General features: G+C 40.3%; 17 protein-coding genes and 1 pseudogene. 11 read left to right on the forward strand and 7 right to left on the reverse strand.

From position 1 onward, the window contains the following. Positions 1 to 127: 127 nt before the first annotated feature. Positions 128 to 397, reverse strand: coding sequence for a hypothetical protein (locus tag A4G16_RS07350; protein WP_165889335.1), 270 nt, complete (start codon positions 395 to 397; stop codon positions 128 to 130). Continuing rightward, on the reverse strand, positions 398 to 2,797 hold the full coding sequence (rnr, locus tag A4G16_RS07355; RefSeq protein ID WP_165889336.1) for a ribonuclease R: 2,400 nt from the start codon (positions 2,795 to 2,797) through the stop codon (positions 398 to 400). A gap of 143 nt (positions 2,798 to 2,940) precedes the next feature. On the opposite strand from rnr, the gene A4G16_RS07360 reads away from it, so the two are divergent. Continuing rightward, entirely contained in the window at positions 2,941 to 3,261 is a 321-nt protein-coding gene (locus A4G16_RS07360) for a zinc ribbon domain-containing protein YjdM (protein ID WP_165889337.1), read from the forward strand. 67 nt (positions 3,262 to 3,328) lie between these two features. Next, a complete protein-coding gene (locus A4G16_RS07365) occupies positions 3,329 to 3,829 on the forward strand; it encodes a hypothetical protein (RefSeq protein WP_165889338.1) in 501 nt (166 codons plus the stop codon). 65 nt (positions 3,830 to 3,894) lie between these two features. Here A4G16_RS07365 and znuA read toward each other — a convergent pair whose 3' ends face one another. Further along, a complete protein-coding gene (gene znuA, locus A4G16_RS07370) occupies positions 3,895 to 4,854 on the reverse strand; it encodes a zinc ABC transporter substrate-binding protein ZnuA (protein WP_165889339.1) in 960 nt (319 codons plus the stop codon). Positions 4,855 to 5,008: 154 nt separating this feature from the next. Here znuA and ubiD point away from each other — a divergent pair, with 154 nt between their 5' ends. The 5 genes from ubiD to A4G16_RS07395 all read left to right on the forward strand — a co-directional run bounded on the left by ubiD (position 5,009) and on the right by A4G16_RS07395 (position 11,583). After that, on the forward strand, positions 5,009 to 6,472 hold the full coding sequence (gene ubiD, locus A4G16_RS07375; RefSeq protein ID WP_165889340.1) for a 4-hydroxy-3-polyprenylbenzoate decarboxylase: 1,464 nt from the start codon (positions 5,009 to 5,011) through the stop codon (positions 6,470 to 6,472). A 137-nt stretch (positions 6,473 to 6,609) separates the two neighbouring features. Then, positions 6,610 to 7,134 (forward strand): isoprenylcysteine carboxyl methyltransferase family protein, encoded by a 525-nt coding sequence (locus tag A4G16_RS07380; protein WP_165889341.1) that lies wholly within the window; start codon positions 6,610 to 6,612, stop codon positions 7,132 to 7,134. A 554-nt stretch (positions 7,135 to 7,688) separates the two neighbouring features. Beyond that, positions 7,689 to 10,631, forward strand: a complete 2,943-nt coding sequence (gene rne, locus A4G16_RS07385; protein WP_207951335.1) for a ribonuclease E — start codon at positions 7,689 to 7,691, stop codon at positions 10,629 to 10,631. Positions 10,632 to 10,777: 146 nt separating this feature from the next. Beyond that, entirely contained in the window at positions 10,778 to 11,113 is a 336-nt protein-coding gene (locus A4G16_RS07390; protein WP_165889342.1) for a hypothetical protein, read from the forward strand. 128 nt (positions 11,114 to 11,241) lie between these two features. Next, positions 11,242 to 11,583, forward strand: a complete 342-nt coding sequence (locus A4G16_RS07395) for a hypothetical protein (RefSeq protein ID WP_165889343.1) — start codon at positions 11,242 to 11,244, stop codon at positions 11,581 to 11,583. Positions 11,584 to 11,691: 108 nt separating this feature from the next. Here A4G16_RS07395 and lysM read toward each other — a convergent pair whose 3' ends face one another. Beyond that, positions 11,692 to 12,135 carry a peptidoglycan-binding protein LysM gene (lysM, locus tag A4G16_RS07400; RefSeq protein WP_042801548.1) on the reverse strand — a complete coding sequence of 148 codons (444 nt, stop codon included), beginning with the start codon at positions 12,133 to 12,135 and terminating at the stop codon, positions 11,692 to 11,694. A gap of 244 nt (positions 12,136 to 12,379) precedes the next feature. On the opposite strand from lysM, the gene A4G16_RS07405 reads away from it, so the two are divergent. The 4 genes from A4G16_RS07405 (at position 12,380) to A4G16_RS07420 (ending at position 17,036) form a co-directional block, all read left to right on the forward strand. Then, the gene (locus A4G16_RS07405) at positions 12,380 to 12,817 is read left to right on the forward strand and encodes a DNA polymerase III subunit chi (protein WP_165889344.1); all 438 of its coding nucleotides are present in this window, start codon (positions 12,380 to 12,382) and stop codon (positions 12,815 to 12,817) included. Further along, entirely contained in the window at positions 12,811 to 13,257 is a 447-nt protein-coding gene (locus A4G16_RS07410; protein WP_165889345.1) for a GNAT family N-acetyltransferase, read from the forward strand. Before A4G16_RS07405 ends, A4G16_RS07410 begins: the two co-directional genes overlap by 7 nt. Before the next feature lie 257 nt (positions 13,258 to 13,514). Next, positions 13,515 to 14,087 carry a hypothetical protein gene (locus A4G16_RS07415; protein ID WP_165889346.1) on the forward strand — a complete coding sequence of 191 codons (573 nt, stop codon included), beginning with the start codon at positions 13,515 to 13,517 and terminating at the stop codon, positions 14,085 to 14,087. Positions 14,088 to 14,171: 84 nt separating this feature from the next. After that, positions 14,172 to 17,036: a valine--tRNA ligase gene (locus tag A4G16_RS07420; RefSeq protein ID WP_165889347.1), complete on the forward strand. Its 2,865-nt coding sequence runs from the start codon at positions 14,172 to 14,174 to the stop codon at positions 17,034 to 17,036. A gap of 169 nt (positions 17,037 to 17,205) precedes the next feature. On the opposite strand, the gene gnd is transcribed toward A4G16_RS07420, so the two are convergent. From gnd to pgl, 3 genes and pseudogenes are all read right to left on the reverse strand, one after another. Beyond that, positions 17,206 to 18,660 (reverse strand): decarboxylating NADP(+)-dependent phosphogluconate dehydrogenase, encoded by a 1,455-nt coding sequence (gnd, locus tag A4G16_RS07425; RefSeq protein WP_165889348.1) that lies wholly within the window; start codon positions 18,658 to 18,660, stop codon positions 17,206 to 17,208. Positions 18,661 to 18,751: 91 nt separating this feature from the next. Further along, positions 18,752 to 19,441: pseudogene (locus A4G16_RS07430) on the reverse strand (aspartate/glutamate racemase family protein). Positions 19,442 to 19,455: 14 nt separating this feature from the next. Next, on the reverse strand, positions 19,456 to 20,154 hold the full coding sequence (pgl, locus tag A4G16_RS07435; protein WP_165889349.1) for a 6-phosphogluconolactonase: 699 nt from the start codon (positions 20,152 to 20,154) through the stop codon (positions 19,456 to 19,458). Position 20,155 lies beyond the last annotated feature (1 nt).

Raw genomic sequence — 20,155 nt, forward strand, 5'->3', positions numbered from 1 at the left:
TTTCTTTACAAAATGAAAGCCCATCTTTTCAGATAGGCTTTTGCGATTTTTAACTGTTTTTGCAAATTTTTACTAAAAATAAACCGCTTGAATCATTGAATATACAAGCGGCTACTTCCATTTAGTTCTATTTACGTTCTAGCACGAACTTTCCCCCTGCAATCACGCCATAAACGATCCAATAAAGTAGAATTGAACCAAAAAATAGCGTAGTGGTGTGAGGCAACCAATAATAGATCCCTAACACTTCAACTGTACGGCATTCTAGGCGTTGCGTATCGGTTAACTGAGTTAAATTACCGCAATCATAAGGGAGATAAGTGAACACAAAATAACTGATTACCGCCATCAATAATGCAAATAAAATGCTAAACAGAATCTGTTTTTTGTAGTTCATTTATTCCTCTGATTTTTTAGTTTTAGCCGAGCTTTTCTTTTTAGCTACTTTCGGTTTACTAGCGGTTGTTTTTCTACTTTTTCTTACCGATTTTGCCGGCTTTTTCTCTGCTTTTTGGGCTTTTTTCACCGTTTTAGGTTCTTTGAAAATAGGCTTTGTCGCCTCTAACTTAGCCTTTTTCCTTGCTGTTTTACCACTTTTTTTGTGCTCGGTAAGCAGTTCAAAATCAATTTTTTTCTCATCGAGATTGACATTAATCACCTTCACACGCACCGCATCGCCTAAACGATACATCACCCCGCTACCACCAACTAAACGTTGACGGTCAGCATCATAGTGATAATAATCATTATCCAAGGTTGAAATATGCACCAAGCCATCAATTAGTAGCTCGTTGAGCTTCACAAACAAACCAAAGCCGGTTACGCTTGAAATCACACCATCAAATTCTGCACCAAGATGATCTTGCATAAATTCGCATTTTAACCAATCTGCGACCTCTCTTGTCGCCTCATCCGCACGGCGTTCGGTAGCGGAACATTTATCACCAAACTGGTCGATATCATCGAGCTTGTAGTGATAACCGCCACCATCAGTGTAATGCCTTTTATTGCCTTTACCCTTTTCAATTAAATATTTAATTGCTCGATGCAACAATAAATCAGGGTAGCGGCGAATCGGTGAGGTAAAATGAGCATATTCGCTTAATGCTAAACCGAAGTGCCCTATATTATCCGCTGCATAAACAGCCTGTTTCAGCGAACGTAACAACATGGTTTGAATAAGTTCTTTGTCTGCCCGCTTCGCAATTTGCTCAAGCAGAATACCGTAATCTTTCGGACTCGGTTCTAAACCCACATCCCAAGTCAAACCACATTCACGCACAAAGGATTTAAAGCTCATCACTTTTTCTTCACTTGGCTTGTCGTGAATGCGGTATAGTGCCGGTTCGTTGGCTTGCTCGACAAAACGAGCCGCAGCAATGTTTGCCAGAATCATACACTCTTCAATTAGCTTGTGAGCATCGTTACGAATAAGCGGCTCAATGCGTTCAATCCGACCTTGCGGATTAAAAATAAATTGATTTTCAATGGTTTCAAACTCAATTGCCCCACGTTTATGACGTGCTTTCATGAGAATTTTGAACATAGCATAAAGCTCTTCAATATGAGGCACTAGCGGAGCATAACGTTCACGTAAGGCTTCATCTCCCTCTAACATTTTCCATACTTTTGTATAGGTGAGGCGAGCGTGTGAATTCATTACTGCTTCATAAAATTGGTAGCTTGTTAGCTCACCTTTTGCAGAAAGCGTCATCTCTGCTACTAAACATAAACGATCTACTTGTGGATTAAGTGAACATAAGCCGTTTGAAAGCACTTCTGGCAACATTGGGATTACTCGATTTGGGAAATAAACTGAATTTCCTCGATTTAGAGCTTCAAGATCTAATGCCGTTTTTGGGCGAACATAGTAACTTACATCAGCAATCGCCACCCATAAACGCCAGCCATCCCCCTCTTTGCGAGCAAACACCGCATCATCAAAATCCCGGGCATCTTCACCATCAATGGTAATAAGTGGTAATGCACGCAAATCAACTCGACCTTGTTTTGCCTCTTCCGGCACTTCTTCACTGGTAAATTGGCGAATCTGTTTTTCTACGCCATCCGGCCAAGCGTGAGGAATATCATGGTTGCGTAAAGCAATTTCAATTTCCATCCCCGGAGCCAAATTATCCCCTAAGATTTCGGTAATAGCACCGACCGGGCGGCTGAAACTGGCTTTCCGTTCTTGTAGTTCAACCACAACAACTTGTCCCATTCTTGCTCCCATACGATATTCATCGGGAATCAAAATATCTTGATTGATACGGCTGTCATCCGGCACGACAAAACCAATCCCGCTTTCAAGGAAAAAGCGGCCGACTATCTGTTTCTTACGTGCTTCAAGCACTCGTACAATTCGTACTTCTTTACGCCCACGGCGATCGGTCCCATTTGGTTGGGCTAATACAAAGTCACCGTGCATTACACGAACCATTTGAGCATTAGGAATAAACCAATCTTCACTTTTAATGGATTTTTCACTACCTTCTACCTGTAAAAATCCATAGCCATCACGATGGCCTATCACCGTTCCTTTAATTAAATCCATTTTTTCCGGCAAGGCATAACGCTTACCTTTAGTAAAAACCAATTCACCGTCATTTTCCATCGCACGTAAACGGCGACGAATACCTTCCGCTCGCTCTTCATCATAAATATGAAATGCTTCTAGCAACTCATCGCGGCTCATTGGAGCGTTATATTCACGGATGGTCTCTAAAATAAATTCTCGGCTTGGCACCGGATTTTCATATTTTTCTAATTCTTTTTGATAATTTGGATCGACTATCATAGCATCCTCCTTTATTGGTAATATCTTGCCCTATTCTAACTGACTTTCAGATAAAGTGGTAAAAAATCACTCAAATTTGACCGCTTACCATTTTTCCAGATTTCGTTATATAATTAGTTTTTTATTTTATTTGAGGAAAAATAATGACTTACCCAACTTGCCCTGAATGTAAAAGCGAAAATACTTATCATGATTCAATTCAATTTGTTTGCCCTGATTGTGCTTATGAATGGACGGGTGAAGAAAATCTACAAGAAGAAGATGTCTTAATTGTTAAAGACAGCAATGGTAATTTATTATCCGACGGCGATGATGTGTTATTAATCAAAGACCTAAAATTAAAAGGCTCTTCTGAGGTACTGAAAAAAGGCACTAAATTCAAAGGGATACGCTTAGTCAATGGCGATCATAATGTCGATTGCGGCAAAATTATGCTTAAATCTGAATTTCTGAAAAAGGCATAAAATCTGAATATATAATTGGTCTAAATTAGGCTGCTTTTGCAAATATTATTCAAAAAGGAAACGTGCTATGTTATTTAAAAACACACTTTTGGCTTTATCTGTCTTTTCATTATTCACCTTTAATGCACAAGCTGCAGAAAAAACGCAAGCTGCGAATACTACAAAAGCAGCAACACAGCAAAAGGTGGCAGAAGATCCAAATTTAAAATCCTTTAATCAAAATGTCAGTATCAATTTAACTCAACGAGGCATTGCAACTCAAAATAATCAAAATATTGTAGTACTCATCTACGAAGTCACTAACAAAGGTAAAAATAGAATCAAAAATCTCAACTGGTCATCTGCTTTTACTGTAAACAATCAAGTTTTCTTTATCCAAGAAATCAAAACTAAACTGGATAAAGATATTGCATCAGGTAAAAAAGAAAGTATTACTGTTACTCTACCACTAGATAATTTACCTGAGCCGGCAAAACAAATTTTCTCTACAAATGAAGTGTCGGTTGGTCATTTAACTGTAGCAAAACAGATTGATTTTACTAATGGAAAAAAAATCGTTGTAAAATAATCAGTTACAAAAATAGCCCCATTTAACTAACAATATTAAATGGGGCTATTTTTATCTATAGGATCTTATTTTGTTTTTCCTAAACATAGGCTAAATTCATTTGCCAGCAATTGTAAAAACTCTGGATAAGCCGTTGCACTTAACTTAATATTTGCACCCAGCGGATCTAACTGCCCTACATTCACTTTCGTTTCTTTAGCCAAAGTTTTAATCACTTTCGGCGTAAATTGCGGTTCTGCAAATAAACATTCTGCTTCATGTTTTACAAGATTTTTCTTAATTGCAGCCAATGTTTTTGCTCCCGGAGCGACCGTTGGGTTAATAGTAAATGAACCCAGTGAATTTAAACCATAATCACGCTCAAAATAGCCATAAGCATCATGGAAAGTGTAATAGCCTCTGCCTTTTAGTGGTTCCAGTTGTTTCGCAATTTCTGCTTTTTTAGTGGTTAAACTTGCCTTAAATTTTGCTAAATTCTCCGCAATTTTTGCTTTTTGCTCTGGTAATTGCTCACTCAAACGTGCTGCAATTTGTTCAGCAGCCAGTTCGCTTGCCTCAGCTGAAAGCCAAATGTGCCAATCTTCATCATGGCTGTGACCGTGATGCTCATGACCTTCATGCTTATGGTCGTGCTTATGTTCATGTTTATGTGCATGCTCATGCTTGTGAGCATCATCTTTACTTGCTTTTTTGCTTGCTTTATCGACAATAGCCTCAATAGCCTCTACATCTTCTAATGTCAGCACTTTCTCTTTAGGCAATTTTTCAATGCTTTTTTCCAAAAAGCCTTCCAAACCATCTCCGATCCAAACCACTAACTGGGCAGATTGCAATTGAGACATATCTGAAGGCTTTAAGCTGTAATCATGTGGCGAAGCCGACGCAGGGAGTAATACTTTAGTTTCCGTTACTCCATCGGTAATAGCATTAGCAATAAAACCTAACGGCTTAATACTGGTTAATACATCCGCTTGAGCAACACCTGCTCCTAAAACGGCTAATCCGATTAATGTTTTTTTGAACATAATGTTTTCCCCTATTTCCTATTTTTCACGAATAATTTAAACCTAGATATTCTAACAAAATCATATAAATTTTCTATAATTTTTTTATGGGTATTTTTCACCTGCGTTTTTCTATATACTTGCATTTGCAAAAAAACTAACAAATTTGACCGCTATGAAATATAAAAATTTACGAGAATTTCTTGATTTTCTTGAAAATCAAGGGGAATTGGTTCGCATAAAGCACGAGATCGATCCTTATTTAGAAATGACCGAAATTGCCGACCGCACCTTACGAAAAGGCGGACCGGCATTGCTGTTTGAAAACCCAAAAGGCAGTAATATTCCTGTTCTTTGCAATTTATTCGGTACTCCCAAACGGGTCGCAATGGGAATGGGGCAAGAAGATACCAAAGCCTTGCGCGAGCTTGGTAAATTACTTGCTTTTTTAAAAGAACCCGAGCCACCAAAAGGTTTTAAAGATTTAATCGGTCAGATCCCTCAATGGAAACAAGTGCTGAATATGCCAGCAAAAATATTGAGTAAAGCAGAGTGCCAACACATTATAATTTCAGGTGAAGATGTAGATTTAACTCAACTTCCCATTATGCACTGCTGGAAAGGCGATGTTGCTCCTCTTGTAACTTGGGGGCTAACCGTTACCCAAGGACCATATAAAAAACGCCAGAATTTAGGTATTTACCGCCAACAGCTCATGGGTAAAAACAAATTAATTATGCGTTGGCTTTCTCACCGTGGCGGTGCTTTAGATTTCCAAGAGTGGAAAGCAGAAAATCCGGATAAGCCATTTCCAGTTTCTGTGGTGTTAGGGGCTGATCCAGCTACAATTTTAGCAGCAGTGACTCCTATTCCAGATACATTATCTGAATATGCCTTTGCCGGTTTATTACGCGGGCAAAAAACGGAAGTGGTGAAATCTATCTCCAATGAATTAGAAGTGCCGGCAAGTGCAGAAATTGTCCTTGAGGGCTATATCGACCTTGAAGAAACCGCATTGGAAGGACCTTATGGCGATCACACCGGCTACTATAATGAGCAAGAATATTTTCCTGTGTTTACCGTAACTCATATTACAATGCGAAAAGATGCGATTTACCATTCTACCTACACCGGCAGACCACCTGATGAACCAGCAGTGTTGGGAGAAGCATTAAATGAAGTCTTTATCCCGATTTTACAAAAGCAATTCCCGGAAATTGTGGATTTCTACTTACCACCTGAGGGTTGTTCTTATCGTTTGGCTGTAGTCACCATCAAAAAACAATACGCAGGTCATGCTAAACGGGTAATGATGGGAGTTTGGTCATTCTTACGCCAATTTATGTACACTAAGTTTGTAATTGTGTGTGATAATGATGTAAACGCAAGAGATTGGAAAGATGTCATTTGGGCAATTACCACCCGTTGCGATCCTACACGAGACACAACCTTGATTGAAAATACCCCGATTGATTATCTTGATTTTGCCTCACCAGTTGCAGGGTTGGGCTCAAAAATGGGGATTGATGCAACGAATAAATGGCCGGGAGAAACCACTAGAGAATGGGGTACTCCAATTAAAAAAGATCCTAAAGTGGTCAAACGCGTTGATGAAATTTGGGACCAGCTTGGTCTATAATATCGATTAACCACAGAATTACGAACTCCCCAATCTATACAAGCGGTTGAATTTATTAGAAATTTTACAACTTTTGTCTTTTGGGGCCTTATATATTCTGTGGTTAATTATTTTTATAATATTTAAAAGGAGAACTTATGTTATCGGTTAATTTAACCTTTATAATCTTTTTTATTGTCCGCTTATATAGCCTTAGTATTTCAATTAAAAATGAAAAAAGGCTAATTAAAAATGGAGCTGTACAATATGGCAAAAAAATTTCAATATTACTTTCAGCTCTACATGTTTTGTTTTATTTTTCAGCAATCTTTGAGGCAAATTATTTTGGGCATACTTGGGATTCATTTAGCTTTTTAGGTATGCTAGTCATGTTATTGGCTTACCTCGCACTATTTTGGGTAATTTCTCAGTTAAAAGAAATCTGGACGGTAAAACTTTATATCCTACCTAATCACAAAATCAATACATCAATGCTCTTTCGGACAATTAAACATCCTAACTATTTTTTAAATATTTTGCCGGAATTAATTGGTTTAGTATTTCTTTGCCATGCTTGGAATACGTTAATTTACATTTTTCCTCTTTATTTGTTGGTTTTATGTACTCGAATTTATCAAGAAGAAAAAGTAATGAAACCGTTATTTAATCAAATAAATAACTAAGTTAACTACATTTTGCTATTTTGTTAGTTATCCCCTAACTCTTGTATAACGCGGCCAAAAGCTGCGTTATATGTACTTACCTTTCTCCACCAATAATCAGCATCTGATTTTAACAAGCTTTAAATTCAGCAAAAAATTCTCTTAAAATCCAGAACTTAATTACTGTAGCAGCTATGGAGTTCTCCTATGATTTTCACTACAAACAAAGTGCATAAAGCTATTTTTGACTCCAATGAAATTACTTCTCAACCGACCAATAATTACCTTGCCTTTTCGAGCGTTAAAATGCGATAATACCTCGTTATTTTTGCCTTCAAAAAGCAACAGAACAATTGCAAAAAATTGGGTAAAAACAACCGCTTGTAAAAGGAATAAACAAGCCCTAAGTGATTGATTTTGCAGTTTCTTTGAGACAAGAAGAAATGAACGTAAGACAACTATCAACACTTCATCAGGAATCTAGACAGTCGTGAGATAGACACAAAATAATTCCTGAAAAAATGGGTCGGAATGACCATGTAGAACAAAACGAAACAAAATAATGAGAAAACACAATGAAAAGAATGTTAATCAATGCAACTCAAAAAGAAGAGTTGCGTGTTGCTCTTGTTGATGGGCAACGCTTATTTGACTTGGATATTGAAAGCCCGGGTCACGAACAAAAAAAATCAAACATCTACAAAGGTAAAATTACCCGCGTTGAACCCAGCCTTGAGGCAGCATTCGTAGATTACGGTGCAGAACGCCACGGCTTCCTACCATTAAAAGAAATTTCCCGCGAATACTTCCCGTCAGACTATGTGTTTAACGGTCGCCCAAATATCAAAGATATTATCCAAGAAGGTCAGGAAGTCATTGTTCAAGTCAGCAAAGAAGAGCGAGGTAACAAAGGAGCAGCCTTAACCACCTTTATCTCTCTTGCCGGCAGCTATTTAGTATTAATGCCAAACAACCCTCGTGCCGGTGGCATTTCCCGCCGAATTGAAGGCGATGAGCGTTTAGAGTTAAAAGAGGCTCTAGACTGCTTGGAAGTGCCTGAAGATGTAGGCTTAATAGTACGTACCGCTGGTGTCGGTAAATCGCCTGAAGAGTTGCAGTGGGACTTAAAAGTCTTATTACATCACTGGGAAGCGATCAAAAAAGCGGCAGAATCTCGTCCTGCACCGTTCTTAATTCATCAAGAAAGCGATGTGATTGTGCGAGCAATCCGCGATTACCTACGCCGTGATATTGGTGAAATCTTAATTGACAACAAAAAAGTGTTTGAGAAAGCGAAAAACCATATTCGTTTGGTTCGCCCTGATTTCATCAACCGTGTACGTTTATACGAAGGTGAAGTACCGCTATTCAGCCACTACCAAATTGAATCACAAATTGAATCAGCATTCCAACGTGAAGTACGTTTACCGTCAGGCGGTTCAATCGTTATCGATGTAACTGAGGCATTAACCTCAATCGACATCAACTCATCACGCTCAACCCGTGGCTGCGATATTGAAGAAACGGCATTAAATACCAACTTAGAAGCAGCAGATGAAATCGCCCGTCAATTACGTTTACGCGACTTAGGTGGCCTAATCGTAATCGACTTTATTGATATGACCCCGGTTCGTCACCAACGTGAAGTAGAAAACCGCATCCGTGAAGCAACACGCCAGGACCGTGCAAGAATCCAATTTGCTCGCATTTCTCGTTTCGGTTTATTAGAAATGAGCCGCCAGCGTTTAAGTCCATCACTCAGTGAAGCTTCATCGCACATCTGCCCTCGCTGCCAAGGCACAGGTAAAGTACGTGATAACGAATCTATCGCCTTATCAATCTTGCGTCTATTGGAAGAAGAAGCTATTAAAGAAAACACCGCTCAGGTTCACACCATTGTGCCGGTGCAAATTGCAAGCTACTTATTAAATGAAAAACGTAAAGCCATCTCCAGCATTGAGAAACGTCACGATGTACAAATTGTGGTTGTACCGGCTGAAAGTATGGAAACGCCACATTTTAGCGTTTATCGCTTGCGTGAAAATGAAGTAACACCAACCTTAAGCTATGATTTAACTAAGCATTATGAGGCGCGAGAAGAAGACGATCATCCTCATTATCACAACCACAGTAATGATGATGTATTAGTCACTCGTAATGAACCTGTTATTACGGTCGAATCTGTATTACAAAGCTCTGAACTAAACCTTCAGCCGTCACCAATGCCAGCCAAACCGGCTAAACCATCACTATTTAGCCGTCTCGTTGCTGCAATTAAAGGTTGGTTTGCAACTGAAGAAAAAGTAGAAGAAAAACCAAAACCGAAATCACGGAACCAACGCGATCGTCGCCAACGCCGTGAACGTTCTAGCCGTAATACAAAAGCAGAAAATCAAGAACGTAAACAGCAACAAGCTCAAGTGGCACAGCAAGAAGAAAAAGCAAGCCGCCCTGAGAAAAAACAACGCCGAGCGGTGATTGAAGAAGTAGCCGGGGTTACTGAACAAGAAACACGAACTCACTCTCGCGAAAATCAAACTGAACGTCGTCAACGACGTGATTTACGCAAAAAAGTTCGTGTAGAAACCTCAGACGTTGCTGTAACAGAAAATGTGAATACTGCCGAAACTACTGTAAAAGCAGCTGAAGTTGAAAATGTGCAAAATATTTCACAAATTCAACCGCTTGTGGCTGAACCGGTAGCGGAAAATAACACGGAAACACGTGAAAATAACCGCCAACGCCGTTTACCTCGTCATCTGCGCGTAGGCAATCAGCGTCGTCGTGAAAATCAACGTGCTACACCTTCACCAATGCCATTAACCTCAGCAGTTGCATCTCCAGAACTTGCTAGCGGTAAAGTTTGGGTAGCACTGGCGACATCAGCAAAAGTGGAAGAGAAAGTACAATTCCTATCTGTTGATGAAATGCTTGAGCAGCAAGAAAATAGAGTCACTACAGAAATAGAACAGCCAGAGCATAAAATCTCAGCTAAACCATCTACTTCTGTTGCTCCATTAGGCGGTTTTGTTGCACAAGCAACCGAACGCGACTTAGTGAAGGAAAAGTTGGGACAAGCAAAAACAAAAACGGAAGAAGTTGCACAACCAGCACCTGAAATCCAAAAATCAGATGTGAAAGAACATATTGCTCCATTTGGCAGTGTTGTTTCTCAACATTCTGAACGTGATTTAGTCAAAGAGAAGAATGAACGCGTAGGTAAATTCCAATCAAAAGCGACTGCTGCACCGGCAATAGTTGCGGAAAACCAAACGATCGAAACACCACGTTCTAATTACGAAAGTAGTTATACTTTCGATGGAAAACTTGGCACATTCTCTCGTGTTAAACATACTCAATCAACCATGACGGTTGCGGCTGCTCCGGCAGAAAGCCCAGAAAGCTTTGCTATTACTCAATGGCAAAATTCAAAATATTACTTCTACGGAAAAGGCTTTGGAGGCTATAGCAGTGCAGTGAGCCAAGTAGAGTCTGCACCTCGATCTACTAATACTTAAGTATAGTAGAAGCCCCTAGCTTATAATGCCTATTGTTGATTAAACAATAGGCATTTTTTATTAAACCGATGAACTATTTCTAGGAAATTTTGACTAATAAATTGCACTTATTAAGTGTAATTATTTGATTATTTAAGGAACTCGGAATGAAAAAATCAATTTTAGCATTATTAATGTTGGGAACAACGATCACCCTTGCAGCCTGCGATCAAGCAACAACAGACAAAGCAGCTGAAATTAAAAATGACGTTGTGGAAAAAGCCAGTGAAATTAAAGCTGCTGCAGCAACAAAATTAGAAGAAGTTAAAACAGCTACTTCTGAAGCAGCTCAAACTACCGCTGAAAAAGCAACTGAAATTAAAAATGAAGTAGCAGAAAAAGCAGCCGAAGCAAAAGAAGCTATAACGGAAAAAGCAAATGAAGTCAAAGCAGCTACGGAAGCCAAAGTTGAAGAAGTAAAACAAGCGGTAGAAAATAAATAATTTTTTACCAAATGCAAAAGTCCTGCTATGCAGGACTTTTATATCAATTCGAACTCACTTTAATTACTATTTTGTCTCAAATGTACGATGATTCAAGAAATCAAGAATCTATGAGTAAAGGAAATACAATGAAAACAATTCTAGTAAAAAGCTTTATAGTTGCATTATTTGCTACATCAATTTCTACTCAAGCTACTGCGTTAAACCGACAACAAAAGGATACTGTAGTTGGAGCTGTAATTGGTGGAGCAGCGGCAGCCATAGGAAATGATATGGTTTCAACTGTATCTGGAGCAGCATTAGGCGGTGTAATTGGTAGCCAATGGAATGACCATAAACGAAAAGATAGCAAAGACTATAGAAATAAAGGTGATAAAAAATCACATAAATCAAAATCCAAATGGAATAAACATAAAAAGCACTCGCCCAAAAAGCATAAACGCGCCCATCATAAGTTTGCCTACATATAAATATTACCGTAATTGATAAAGAGCCTGTATAGGCTCTAAATTTTTTATTGCTCATAGAAACTAAAAAAGCCAGGCTTTCAATAAGCCTGGCTTTTAGAAAAGGATTAATTATAAACCTTTTGGAATACGGATTTTTTGACCCGGGAAGATTTTATTTTCGTCTTTAATTACTTCTTTGTTTGCTTCCACAATCGCTTTATATTTTGCACCGTTACCGTATGCCTTAGCTGCGATCTCCCATAAAGTATCGCCTTTTTGGATAACATAAAACTCATCGTCACCCGCTAACTGTTGGCTTCTTTCAAGTTCTAATGCTTCAATATCCACTTTAGTAATACCAGCCACATTACCTGCCATCAAGACTGCTTTTTCAACAGCCGCTGCTGTTGAAGCAATACCTGAAATTTTTGCCACACCGTTTTCAACAGTCACATTCACATTTTCCACACCCGGATTATCTTCCGCTAAATGTTCAGTAACTGCTTTTGACGCATCTTCCTCTTTATTAAATAATTTACGACCAATGTCGCCTACGAAATCAAATAAGCCCATAGTAAGTTCCTCATAATAGTACAGGGGTTTTATTCTACACAATTTCCACTACGGGAAATAGTGCATTCCTAATATTAGAACAAGCAAAATTTAATTAGTTCAACCACCCGCCAACTGAAAACAGCTACAAGCGGTAATTTTTCACATATTTTTTGCAAAAAATGCCGCTTAGATTTCATATTTTACTGATTTTCAGCTAAAATCTACTGTTTAAATATATCAAGAGATTGTTTGGGAATATGCTGTGAAACAGGTGCAATTTTATCTATTAAGCCAGGCTGATTCAGCCGAGATATCTGCCGCTGAAATTCAAGCCTGCGAGTTAGCCGCTCAAGCTTGGAGATCCGGCAAACGTGTGCTAATTGCCTGTGAAACCGAACAACAAGCGATGAATATTGATGAGGCACTCTGGACAAGAGAACCGGACTCCTTTGTACCGCATAATTTATCAGGTGAAATTACTACCTACTCCACACCGGTTGAAATTTCGTGGAAAGGCAAACGCAATGCACAACATCGGGATCTATTGATTTCACTACAACACCAAATCCCCGATTTTGTCGCCAGTTTCAACCAAGTGATCGATTTTGTGCCGAGCGATGAAGCCGAAAAAGCGATTGCCCGTGAGCGTTATAAACAGTACCGCCAAATGGGTTGGCAGTTGGAAACTGTACAATGCTAAACATAATAAATTGGCAAACTAAAACCTTTGAGCAACTTTCCACCCAAGAGCTATTTGAAATCTACAAACTACGCACAGCAGTGTTCGTAGTAGAACAAAACTGTCCGTACCAAGAAGTAGATGCCAAAGACCTACAAGCGGTGCATTTCTTTGCAAAAAATGCAAACAATCTGACCGCTTACTGCCGCCTAATTCCAAGCGATGATGGCGTACATCTCGGTAGAGTGTTGGTGGCGAAAGAGGCTCGTGGTTCTGGCTTGGCAAGGGAGTTGGTGCAAAAAGCGATGGATTATTGCGGTGAGCATTTCCCTACTCAACCCATTCATGCCCAAGCTCAAAGCTACCTACAAAGGTTTTATGAGAGTTTTGGGTTCAAGGCGGTATCAGGCGTGTATTTGGAAGATGGGATACCGCATTTGGATATGGTGTACTCTGCCTAGCTCTAGCCGTGCTAGGCTTGATAATCCCAGCTCCTCCGGAGCTAGAAGTTAGAAAAGAATAAAGAGCCACAGCGTGGCTCAACTATGCTTAACCCCACACGGCTCGTGTGGGGTTACAAGCGGTTGAATTTAGGGAAAATTTTGTAAAAAATTACTCAATATATACCGCTTGTAAAAGAAAAATGATAGAGCCTGACTCTGACGAGTACTAAAAAATAAAATACTGCGTCAGAGGCAAACGCTATTAGGGGAAAAATATGAGTTTTGACGAACACATTAAGAAACGGCCAATTGTTTGGGTCTTTAATAGTTGCCTTTTAGTCGCAATAGGAATGTTTAGTCTTATGCAATATGTCAATTCAGAGCATAATGAAGCCTTAAATAAGAATATTGAATACCTTAAACCATTTAAAGATGAATACACCGAATTGAAACAAGAGCATGAAGAAATTAAGAGAGAAAATTCTATTTTAAAAGATGATAATAAACTACTCAAAAATAAACTTGAAAATATTCAATCAGAATTAGAAAAAAGTAATAGTTTATTAAAAGAATTAACTAATCAGAACCAAACTATAAATAAAGAATATAAAATCTTAGAGAATAGCTACAATCAAATAAAGAAATCTACCCAAGTAATCAAAAGTAGACCGAAAACAAAAAATGATCTTATTGAAGATCAAATTAATAAATTAGAAAGCCAAAAGAAAATTTGTGGTATTCATTGGATAGAACCCCTAGATGGAAAAGAAGAATATGTAGATCCCTGTCAAGAAGAAAATCAGAAAATTGAACAAAAAATAATTGAGCTTATTAAATTAATAAACTAGTTTCATAAGGTGGAATTTAACCCACCATTTTAATTTTAAGTAAATATGGTGGACTGAAACCACCCTACAAAAAGAGAATAAACAATGACCCAAAACTTCAAAATGGAAGACCGTTTCAACCCTTCCGCCGTAGAGCAAGCTCTCTACCAACACTGGGAATCGCAAGGCTATTTCAAACCGAGCGAAGATGTTAATACACCAAGTTACTGTATCGCTATTCCGCCGCCGAATGTGACGGGCAGCTTACATATGGGGCACGCTTTCCAGCAGACCTTGATGGACATGCTGATCCGCTTTAACCGTATGGAGGGGAACAACACTCTTTGGCAGGCGGGGACTGACCACGCAGGGATCGCAACCCAAATGGTGGTAGAGCGTAAAATCGCTGCCGAAGAAGGCAAAACCCGCCACGATTACGGCCGTGAAGCCTTTATCAACAAAATTTGGGATTGGAAAGCCTATTCGGGCGGTACAATCAGCCAGCAAATGCGTCGTTTGGGTAACTCGATTGACTGGGATCGTGAGCGTTTCACGATGGACGAAGGCTTATCTAATGCGGTGAAAGAAGTGTTTGTTCGCTTGCACGAAGAAGGCTTGATTTACCGTGGCAAACGCTTGGTAAACTGGGATCCGAAACTGCACACTGCCATTTCTGACCTTGAAGTGGAAAACAAAGAGAGCAAAGGATCGCTGTGGCATTTCCGCTATCCGCTTGCGAACGGGGCGAAAACCGCCGACGGCTTGGATTATTTGGTGGTCGCGACTACCCGCCCGGAAACGATGCTGGGTGATACCGCCGTTGCCGTTCACCCCGAAGATGAGCGTTACCAATCGCTGATTGGTAAAACTGTTGTTCTACCGCTTGCCAACCGTGAAATCCCGATTATCGCCGATGAGTATGTCGATCGTGAATTTGGTACAGGTGTAGTAAAAATTACCCCTGCACATGACTTCAACGACTACGAAGTGGGCAAACGCCACGGCTTGCCGATGGTGAATGTAATGACGCTGAATGCGGATATTCGTGCGGAAGCGGAAATTATCGGCACAGACGGCAAACCTTTGCAAAATTATGCCGCAAACATACCGCTTGATTATCAAGGCTTGGAACGTTTTGCGGCTCGTAAGAAAATCGTTGCTGACTTTGAAGCCCTTGGTTTATTAGACCAAATCAAACCTCACGACTTAAAAGTGCCGTATGGCGACCGTGGGGGCGTGCCAATTGAGCCGATGCTGACCGACCAATGGTACGTTTCTGTTAAACCTTTGGCGGAAGTGGCGACCAAAGCAGTGGAAGACGGCGAAATTCAATTCGTGCCGAAACAGTACGAGAACCTCTACTTCTCTTGGATGCGTGATATTCAAGACTGGTGTATCTCTCGCCAACTGTGGTGGGGACACCGTATTCCGGCGTGGTATGACGAGCAAGGCAATGTCTATGTGGCTCGTGATGAAGCCGAAGTACGTGCGAAACACAACTTGCCTGCGGATTTAGCGTTAAAACAAGATGAGGACGTATTAGATACATGGTTCTCATCAGGCTTATGGACATTCTCAACACTTGGCTGGCCGGAGCAAACCAAAGAACTGAAAATGTTCCACCCGACTGATGTGTTAATCACTGGCTTTGACATCATCTTCTTCTGGGTTGCTCGTATGATTATGTTCACGATGCACTTCATCAAAGATGAAAACGGCAAGCCGCAAGTGCCGTTCAAAACCGTGTATGTGACTGGTTTGATCCGTGACGAACAAGGGCAAAAAATGTCGAAATCAAAAGGCAACGTGCTTGACCCGATTGATATGATTGACGGTATTTCCCTTGACGATCTACTTGAAAAACGCACCGGCAATATGATGCAACCGCAACTTGCCGAGAAAATCGCCAAAGCGACTCGCAAAGAGTTTAGCGAAGGCATTGTGGCACACGGCACGGACGCACTGCGTTTCACTTTAACAGCCCTTGCGAGCAACGGCCGAGACATCAACTGGGATATGAAACGCCTCGAAGGCTACCGCAACTTCTGCAACAAATTGTGGAATGCAAGCCGTTATGTGCTGACTAATGACAAACTGGATTTAAGTGAAGGCGAGGTGGAATTTAGCCTTGCAGACCGTTGGATTGAGAGCCAATTCAACCGCACGGTGGAAACTTTCCGTACTGCACTCTCCCAATACCGTTTCGACTTAGTGGCAAATGCAATCTACGAGTTCACTTGGGATCAATTCTGCGACTGGTACTTGGAGCTGACCAAACCGATCTTCTTCAAAGGCACAGACGCACAACGCCGTGGTGCAAGCCGCACGTTGGTGAATGTGTTGGAAAAATTACTGCGTTTAATCCACCCAGTGATGCCGTTCATCACCGAAGAGATCTGGCAGAAAGTGAAAGGCTTTGTCGGCATTGAAGCGGATACGATTATGTTGCAAAAATTCCCGCAATTTGACCCGCTTGCAATTGATGAGGCGGCCGAAAACCAAATCAACTTCATTAAAGAAGTGATTGTGGCAGTGCGTAATATCCGTGCGGAAAGCAATATCGCCCCAAGCAAAGGTTTAGACCTGATCGCACGCAACTTCTCGGCGGATGAAGTGGCTATTCTCAATGCCAACGAAGTATTGCTCAAATCGATGGCGAAACTCGATAGCGTGAAAGTGCTGGAAAATGGCGAGAACGCACCGCTATCGGTGGCGAAATTGGTAGCAAACGGCGAGATCTTGATCCCAATGGCAGGCTTTATCAATAAAGAAGCTGAGTTATCTCGTTTAAGCAAAGAGATGGATAAACTTAAAGGTGAGGTCGCTCGTATAGAAGGCAAACTCTCCAACGAAGCCTTTGTTGCCAAAGCCCCAGAGCAAGTGATTGCCAAAGAACGGGAGAAAATGCAAGAGTATCTCAGTGGTTTAGAGAAATTGCAGGTGCAATATCAAGAAATTGAAGCACTCTAATTGAATACAAGCGGTCGGAATTTTGTAAAATTTTGCACAAACGCTTGCGTTTGAACGTCGGCTCTGCCGACGGCACGAAGTGCGAGCGTAGCGAGTAAAAATCTGACCGCTTTACTTCGAATAAATAAAAGCCACTTAATTTGAAATTAAGTGGCTTTAAATATTTTATTTAAACATCATAAGTGGTTGAAGCGGTGTTACCGCCACGGCCTGTCCAGTTAGTATGGAAGAACTCGCCGCGTGGTTTATCAGTACGCTCATAAGTATGAGCACCGAAGTAATCACGTTGAGCTTGGAGTAAGTTTGCAGGTAAGCGATCTGAAGTATAACCATCTAAGAAAGTAATAGCAGATGCCATACATGGCACAGGTAAACCGATTTCAATTGATTTTACCACTACTTTACGCCAATCTGCCAAGCAGTTTTCTAAGATATCTTTGAAGTATGGGTCAGAGCCTAAGAACACTAAATATGGGTTCGCTTCATATGCATCACGAATGTTGCCTAAGAAACGACTGCGAATAATACAACCTTCACGCCATAATAATGCCGTGCCACCGTAGTTAATATCCCAACCGAATTGTTCAGAAGCTTCACGAATCAGCATAAAGCCTTGTGCATAAGAGATAATTTTTGAAGCCAGTAATGCACGGCGAACTGCTTCCACCCACTCTTTTTTATCACCTTCAACTTTACCGATCTCTTTATTGAACAATCTTGAAGCTGCCAAACGTTGATCTTTGAAAGCAGAAACACAACGAGCAAATACCGATTCTGTAATCAAAGTTAATGGAATACCGAAATCAAGTGCGTTAATTCCCGTCCATTTACCTGTTCCTTTCTGACCTGCGGTATCAAGGATTTTTTCTACCAATGGCTCACCATCTTCATCTTTATAGGCAAGAATATCGGTGGTAATATCAACTAAATAGCTGTCTAACTCGGTATTTTTCCATTCTTTGAAGATTTCATGCATCTCATCATAGCTTAAGCCTAAACCGTCTTTTAAGAACTGATAAGCTTCACAGATTAACTGCATATCACCGTACTCAATACCATTGTGCACCATTTTTACAAAGTGACCTGCACCATCACGACCAACCCAATCACAGCAAGGTTCGCCCTGTTCGGTTTTGGCTGAAATCGCTTGGAAAATCGGTTTCACATGTGGCCACGCAGATTCATCACCACCCGGCATAATAGATGGTCCGTGGCGAGCGCCTTCTTCACCACCAGAAACACCGGAGCCAATAAAGCGAATGCCTTTTTCTGCTAAAGCTTGCACACGACGATTAGTATCCGGATAATTTGAGTTACCGCCATCAATGATGATGTCACCTTCTTCTAAATGTGGCACTAACGCCTCAATAAACTGATCCACTACCTCACCGGCACGTACCATAAGCATTACACGGCGTGGTTTTTCTAACTTAGCGGCTAAATCTTCCAGAGAATAAGCACCGATAATATTAGTACCTTTTGCCGGACCTTCTAAGAACTCATCCACCTTTGAAGTCGTGCGGTTATACGCTACAACTTTAAAGCCGTTGTCGTTCATATTCAAAATTAAGTTTTGGCCCATTACCGCTAAACCGATAACGCCGATGTCGCCTTTTACTGACATTGTTTTCTCCTGTTAGTTTTGATTCTGTGCAAGCGATTAAATTTACTCGCTTGTAAATATGATTTCGCACTTTAATTAATGCCGAAATTTATTACTCTAAAATAAAATCTACCGCCATTTGGCTATGTAATTCCGCTGTATCAAAAAATGGCAAATGGCAATCTTTCTGCTGAATTAATAAACCGATTTCAGTACAGCCTAAAATTACACCTTCTGCTCCTAATAAAGCCAAATGTTCAATAGCTTTAAGGTAAAAATCTTTCGAACTTTGCTCAATTTTTCCCAAGCATAATTCATCAAAAATAATCCGATGAATCTCTTTTTGAACCTTTTCATTAGGCACAATCGGCGTAATGCCACGTGCCATTAAGCCGTCAAGGTAAAAATTATCGCCCATCGTAAATTAAGTGCCAAGTAACGCTGCTTTGCGAATTCCCTTCTGCTTAATATTTTCAGCAACACAATCTAAAATATGTAAAAATGGGACAGCAGTATTTTCAGTTATTTGATTTGCTACCTTATGCATGGTATTGGTTGCCAACAAAATACCGTCTGCCCCCGCTTGTTCGAGCAATTGAGCTTGTTCGCTTAAAATCTCACCGGCTTTTTGCCAGTTACCTTGCTTTTGGCATTGAGCGATTTCCTCAAAATTCACACTCGACATTAAAATCTTCGCACTTGAATTTCCACCCAATGCTTGATTCACCGCACGGTTAATATTCACATAATACGAAACCGTACTTTCCGGACTCATTCCGCCTAAAATGCCAAGTGTTTTCATATTCTTTTCTTTTTCTATAAAAACTTTGCTGCATCACTATCCAAATACCACTCCGTTACCCCATTTTTGGCCTGAATTTTGGCTGCCGGGTAAGGTAAATTTTCTGCCGGTGTGGTTTGGATTTCTTTTAAAATCTCTGCTTTTGCCGCACCTGTTACCAAATAAGTAATGCGTTTAGCTTTTTCAATTAGTAAAGCAGTTTTAGAAATACGAATTTGCCCTGTTTCTGGGTGTTTAGCAATTACTGCGACGTTTTGATCCGCAAAATCGGTTTGGTTTGGGAAAAGTGAAGCTGTGTGCCCATCATTCCCCATTCCTAAAATAATCCAATCAAATTCTAGATTTGGCACACAAGCGGTCAATTCTTGCGAAAATCTTGCAAGTTCTTGTTCCACACTTTCCTCGCCACGAATGCGGTGGATATTTTCTGCTGGGATTTCGATGTGGTCGAATAACAATTTTTGTACTTCGCCATAATTGCTTTCCGAATCGGTTGGGTGAACCATACGATCATCCCCCCACCAGAAATGCAAGTTTTGCCATTGAATTTCAGTATTGAATGGAGATTGCGCTAAAGTTTTAAACAGTAATTTAGGCGTTGAACCACCCGATAATGAAATATGCACAGGGCGGTTTTGTTGGCTGTATTCCACAAATTCTTGTGCGATTTGTTCTACCGCAGCTTGGGCGGTTGGGAAAATTTTTGTATTCATT

This window comes from Mannheimia granulomatis (assembly GCF_011455695.1).
Lineage (GTDB): Bacteria > Pseudomonadota > Gammaproteobacteria > Enterobacterales > Pasteurellaceae > Mannheimia > Mannheimia granulomatis_A.

What these genes read in the sequence shown, in the direction of transcription:
- A4G16_RS07380 (WP_165889341.1), top strand. Translation starts at nt 6,610, where the DNA reads ATGTTATCGGTTAATTTAACCTTTATAATCTTTTTTATTGTCCGCTTA.
- pgl (WP_165889349.1), bottom strand. Translation starts at nt 20,154, where the DNA reads ATGAATACAAAAATTTTCCCAACCGCCCAAGCTGCGGTAGAACAAATC.
- ubiD (WP_165889340.1), top strand. Translation starts at nt 5,009, where the DNA reads ATGAAATATAAAAATTTACGAGAATTTCTTGATTTTCTTGAAAATCAA.
- A4G16_RS07365 (WP_165889338.1), top strand. Translation starts at nt 3,329, where the DNA reads ATGTTATTTAAAAACACACTTTTGGCTTTATCTGTCTTTTCATTATTC.
- A4G16_RS07350 (WP_165889335.1), bottom strand. Translation starts at nt 397, where the DNA reads ATGAACTACAAAAAACAGATTCTGTTTAGCATTTTATTTGCATTATTG.
- A4G16_RS07415 (WP_165889346.1), top strand. Translation starts at nt 13,515, where the DNA reads ATGAGTTTTGACGAACACATTAAGAAACGGCCAATTGTTTGGGTCTTT.
- gnd (WP_165889348.1), bottom strand. Translation starts at nt 18,660, where the DNA reads ATGTCAGTAAAAGGCGACATCGGCGTTATCGGTTTAGCGGTAATGGGC.
- znuA (WP_165889339.1), bottom strand. Translation starts at nt 4,854, where the DNA reads ATGTTCAAAAAAACATTAATCGGATTAGCCGTTTTAGGAGCAGGTGTT.
- rnr (WP_165889336.1), bottom strand. Translation starts at nt 2,797, where the DNA reads ATGATAGTCGATCCAAATTATCAAAAAGAATTAGAAAAATATGAAAAT.
- lysM (WP_042801548.1), bottom strand. Translation starts at nt 12,135, where the DNA reads ATGGGCTTATTTGATTTCGTAGGCGACATTGGTCGTAAATTATTTAAT.
- A4G16_RS07390 (WP_165889342.1), top strand. Translation starts at nt 10,778, where the DNA reads ATGAAAAAATCAATTTTAGCATTATTAATGTTGGGAACAACGATCACC.
- A4G16_RS07420 (WP_165889347.1), top strand. Translation starts at nt 14,172, where the DNA reads ATGACCCAAAACTTCAAAATGGAAGACCGTTTCAACCCTTCCGCCGTA.
- A4G16_RS07360 (WP_165889337.1), top strand. Translation starts at nt 2,941, where the DNA reads ATGACTTACCCAACTTGCCCTGAATGTAAAAGCGAAAATACTTATCAT.
- A4G16_RS07395 (WP_165889343.1), top strand. Translation starts at nt 11,242, where the DNA reads ATGAAAACAATTCTAGTAAAAAGCTTTATAGTTGCATTATTTGCTACA.
- A4G16_RS07410 (WP_165889345.1), top strand. Translation starts at nt 12,811, where the DNA reads ATGCTAAACATAATAAATTGGCAAACTAAAACCTTTGAGCAACTTTCC.
- rne (WP_207951335.1), top strand. Translation starts at nt 7,689, where the DNA reads ATGAAAAGAATGTTAATCAATGCAACTCAAAAAGAAGAGTTGCGTGTT.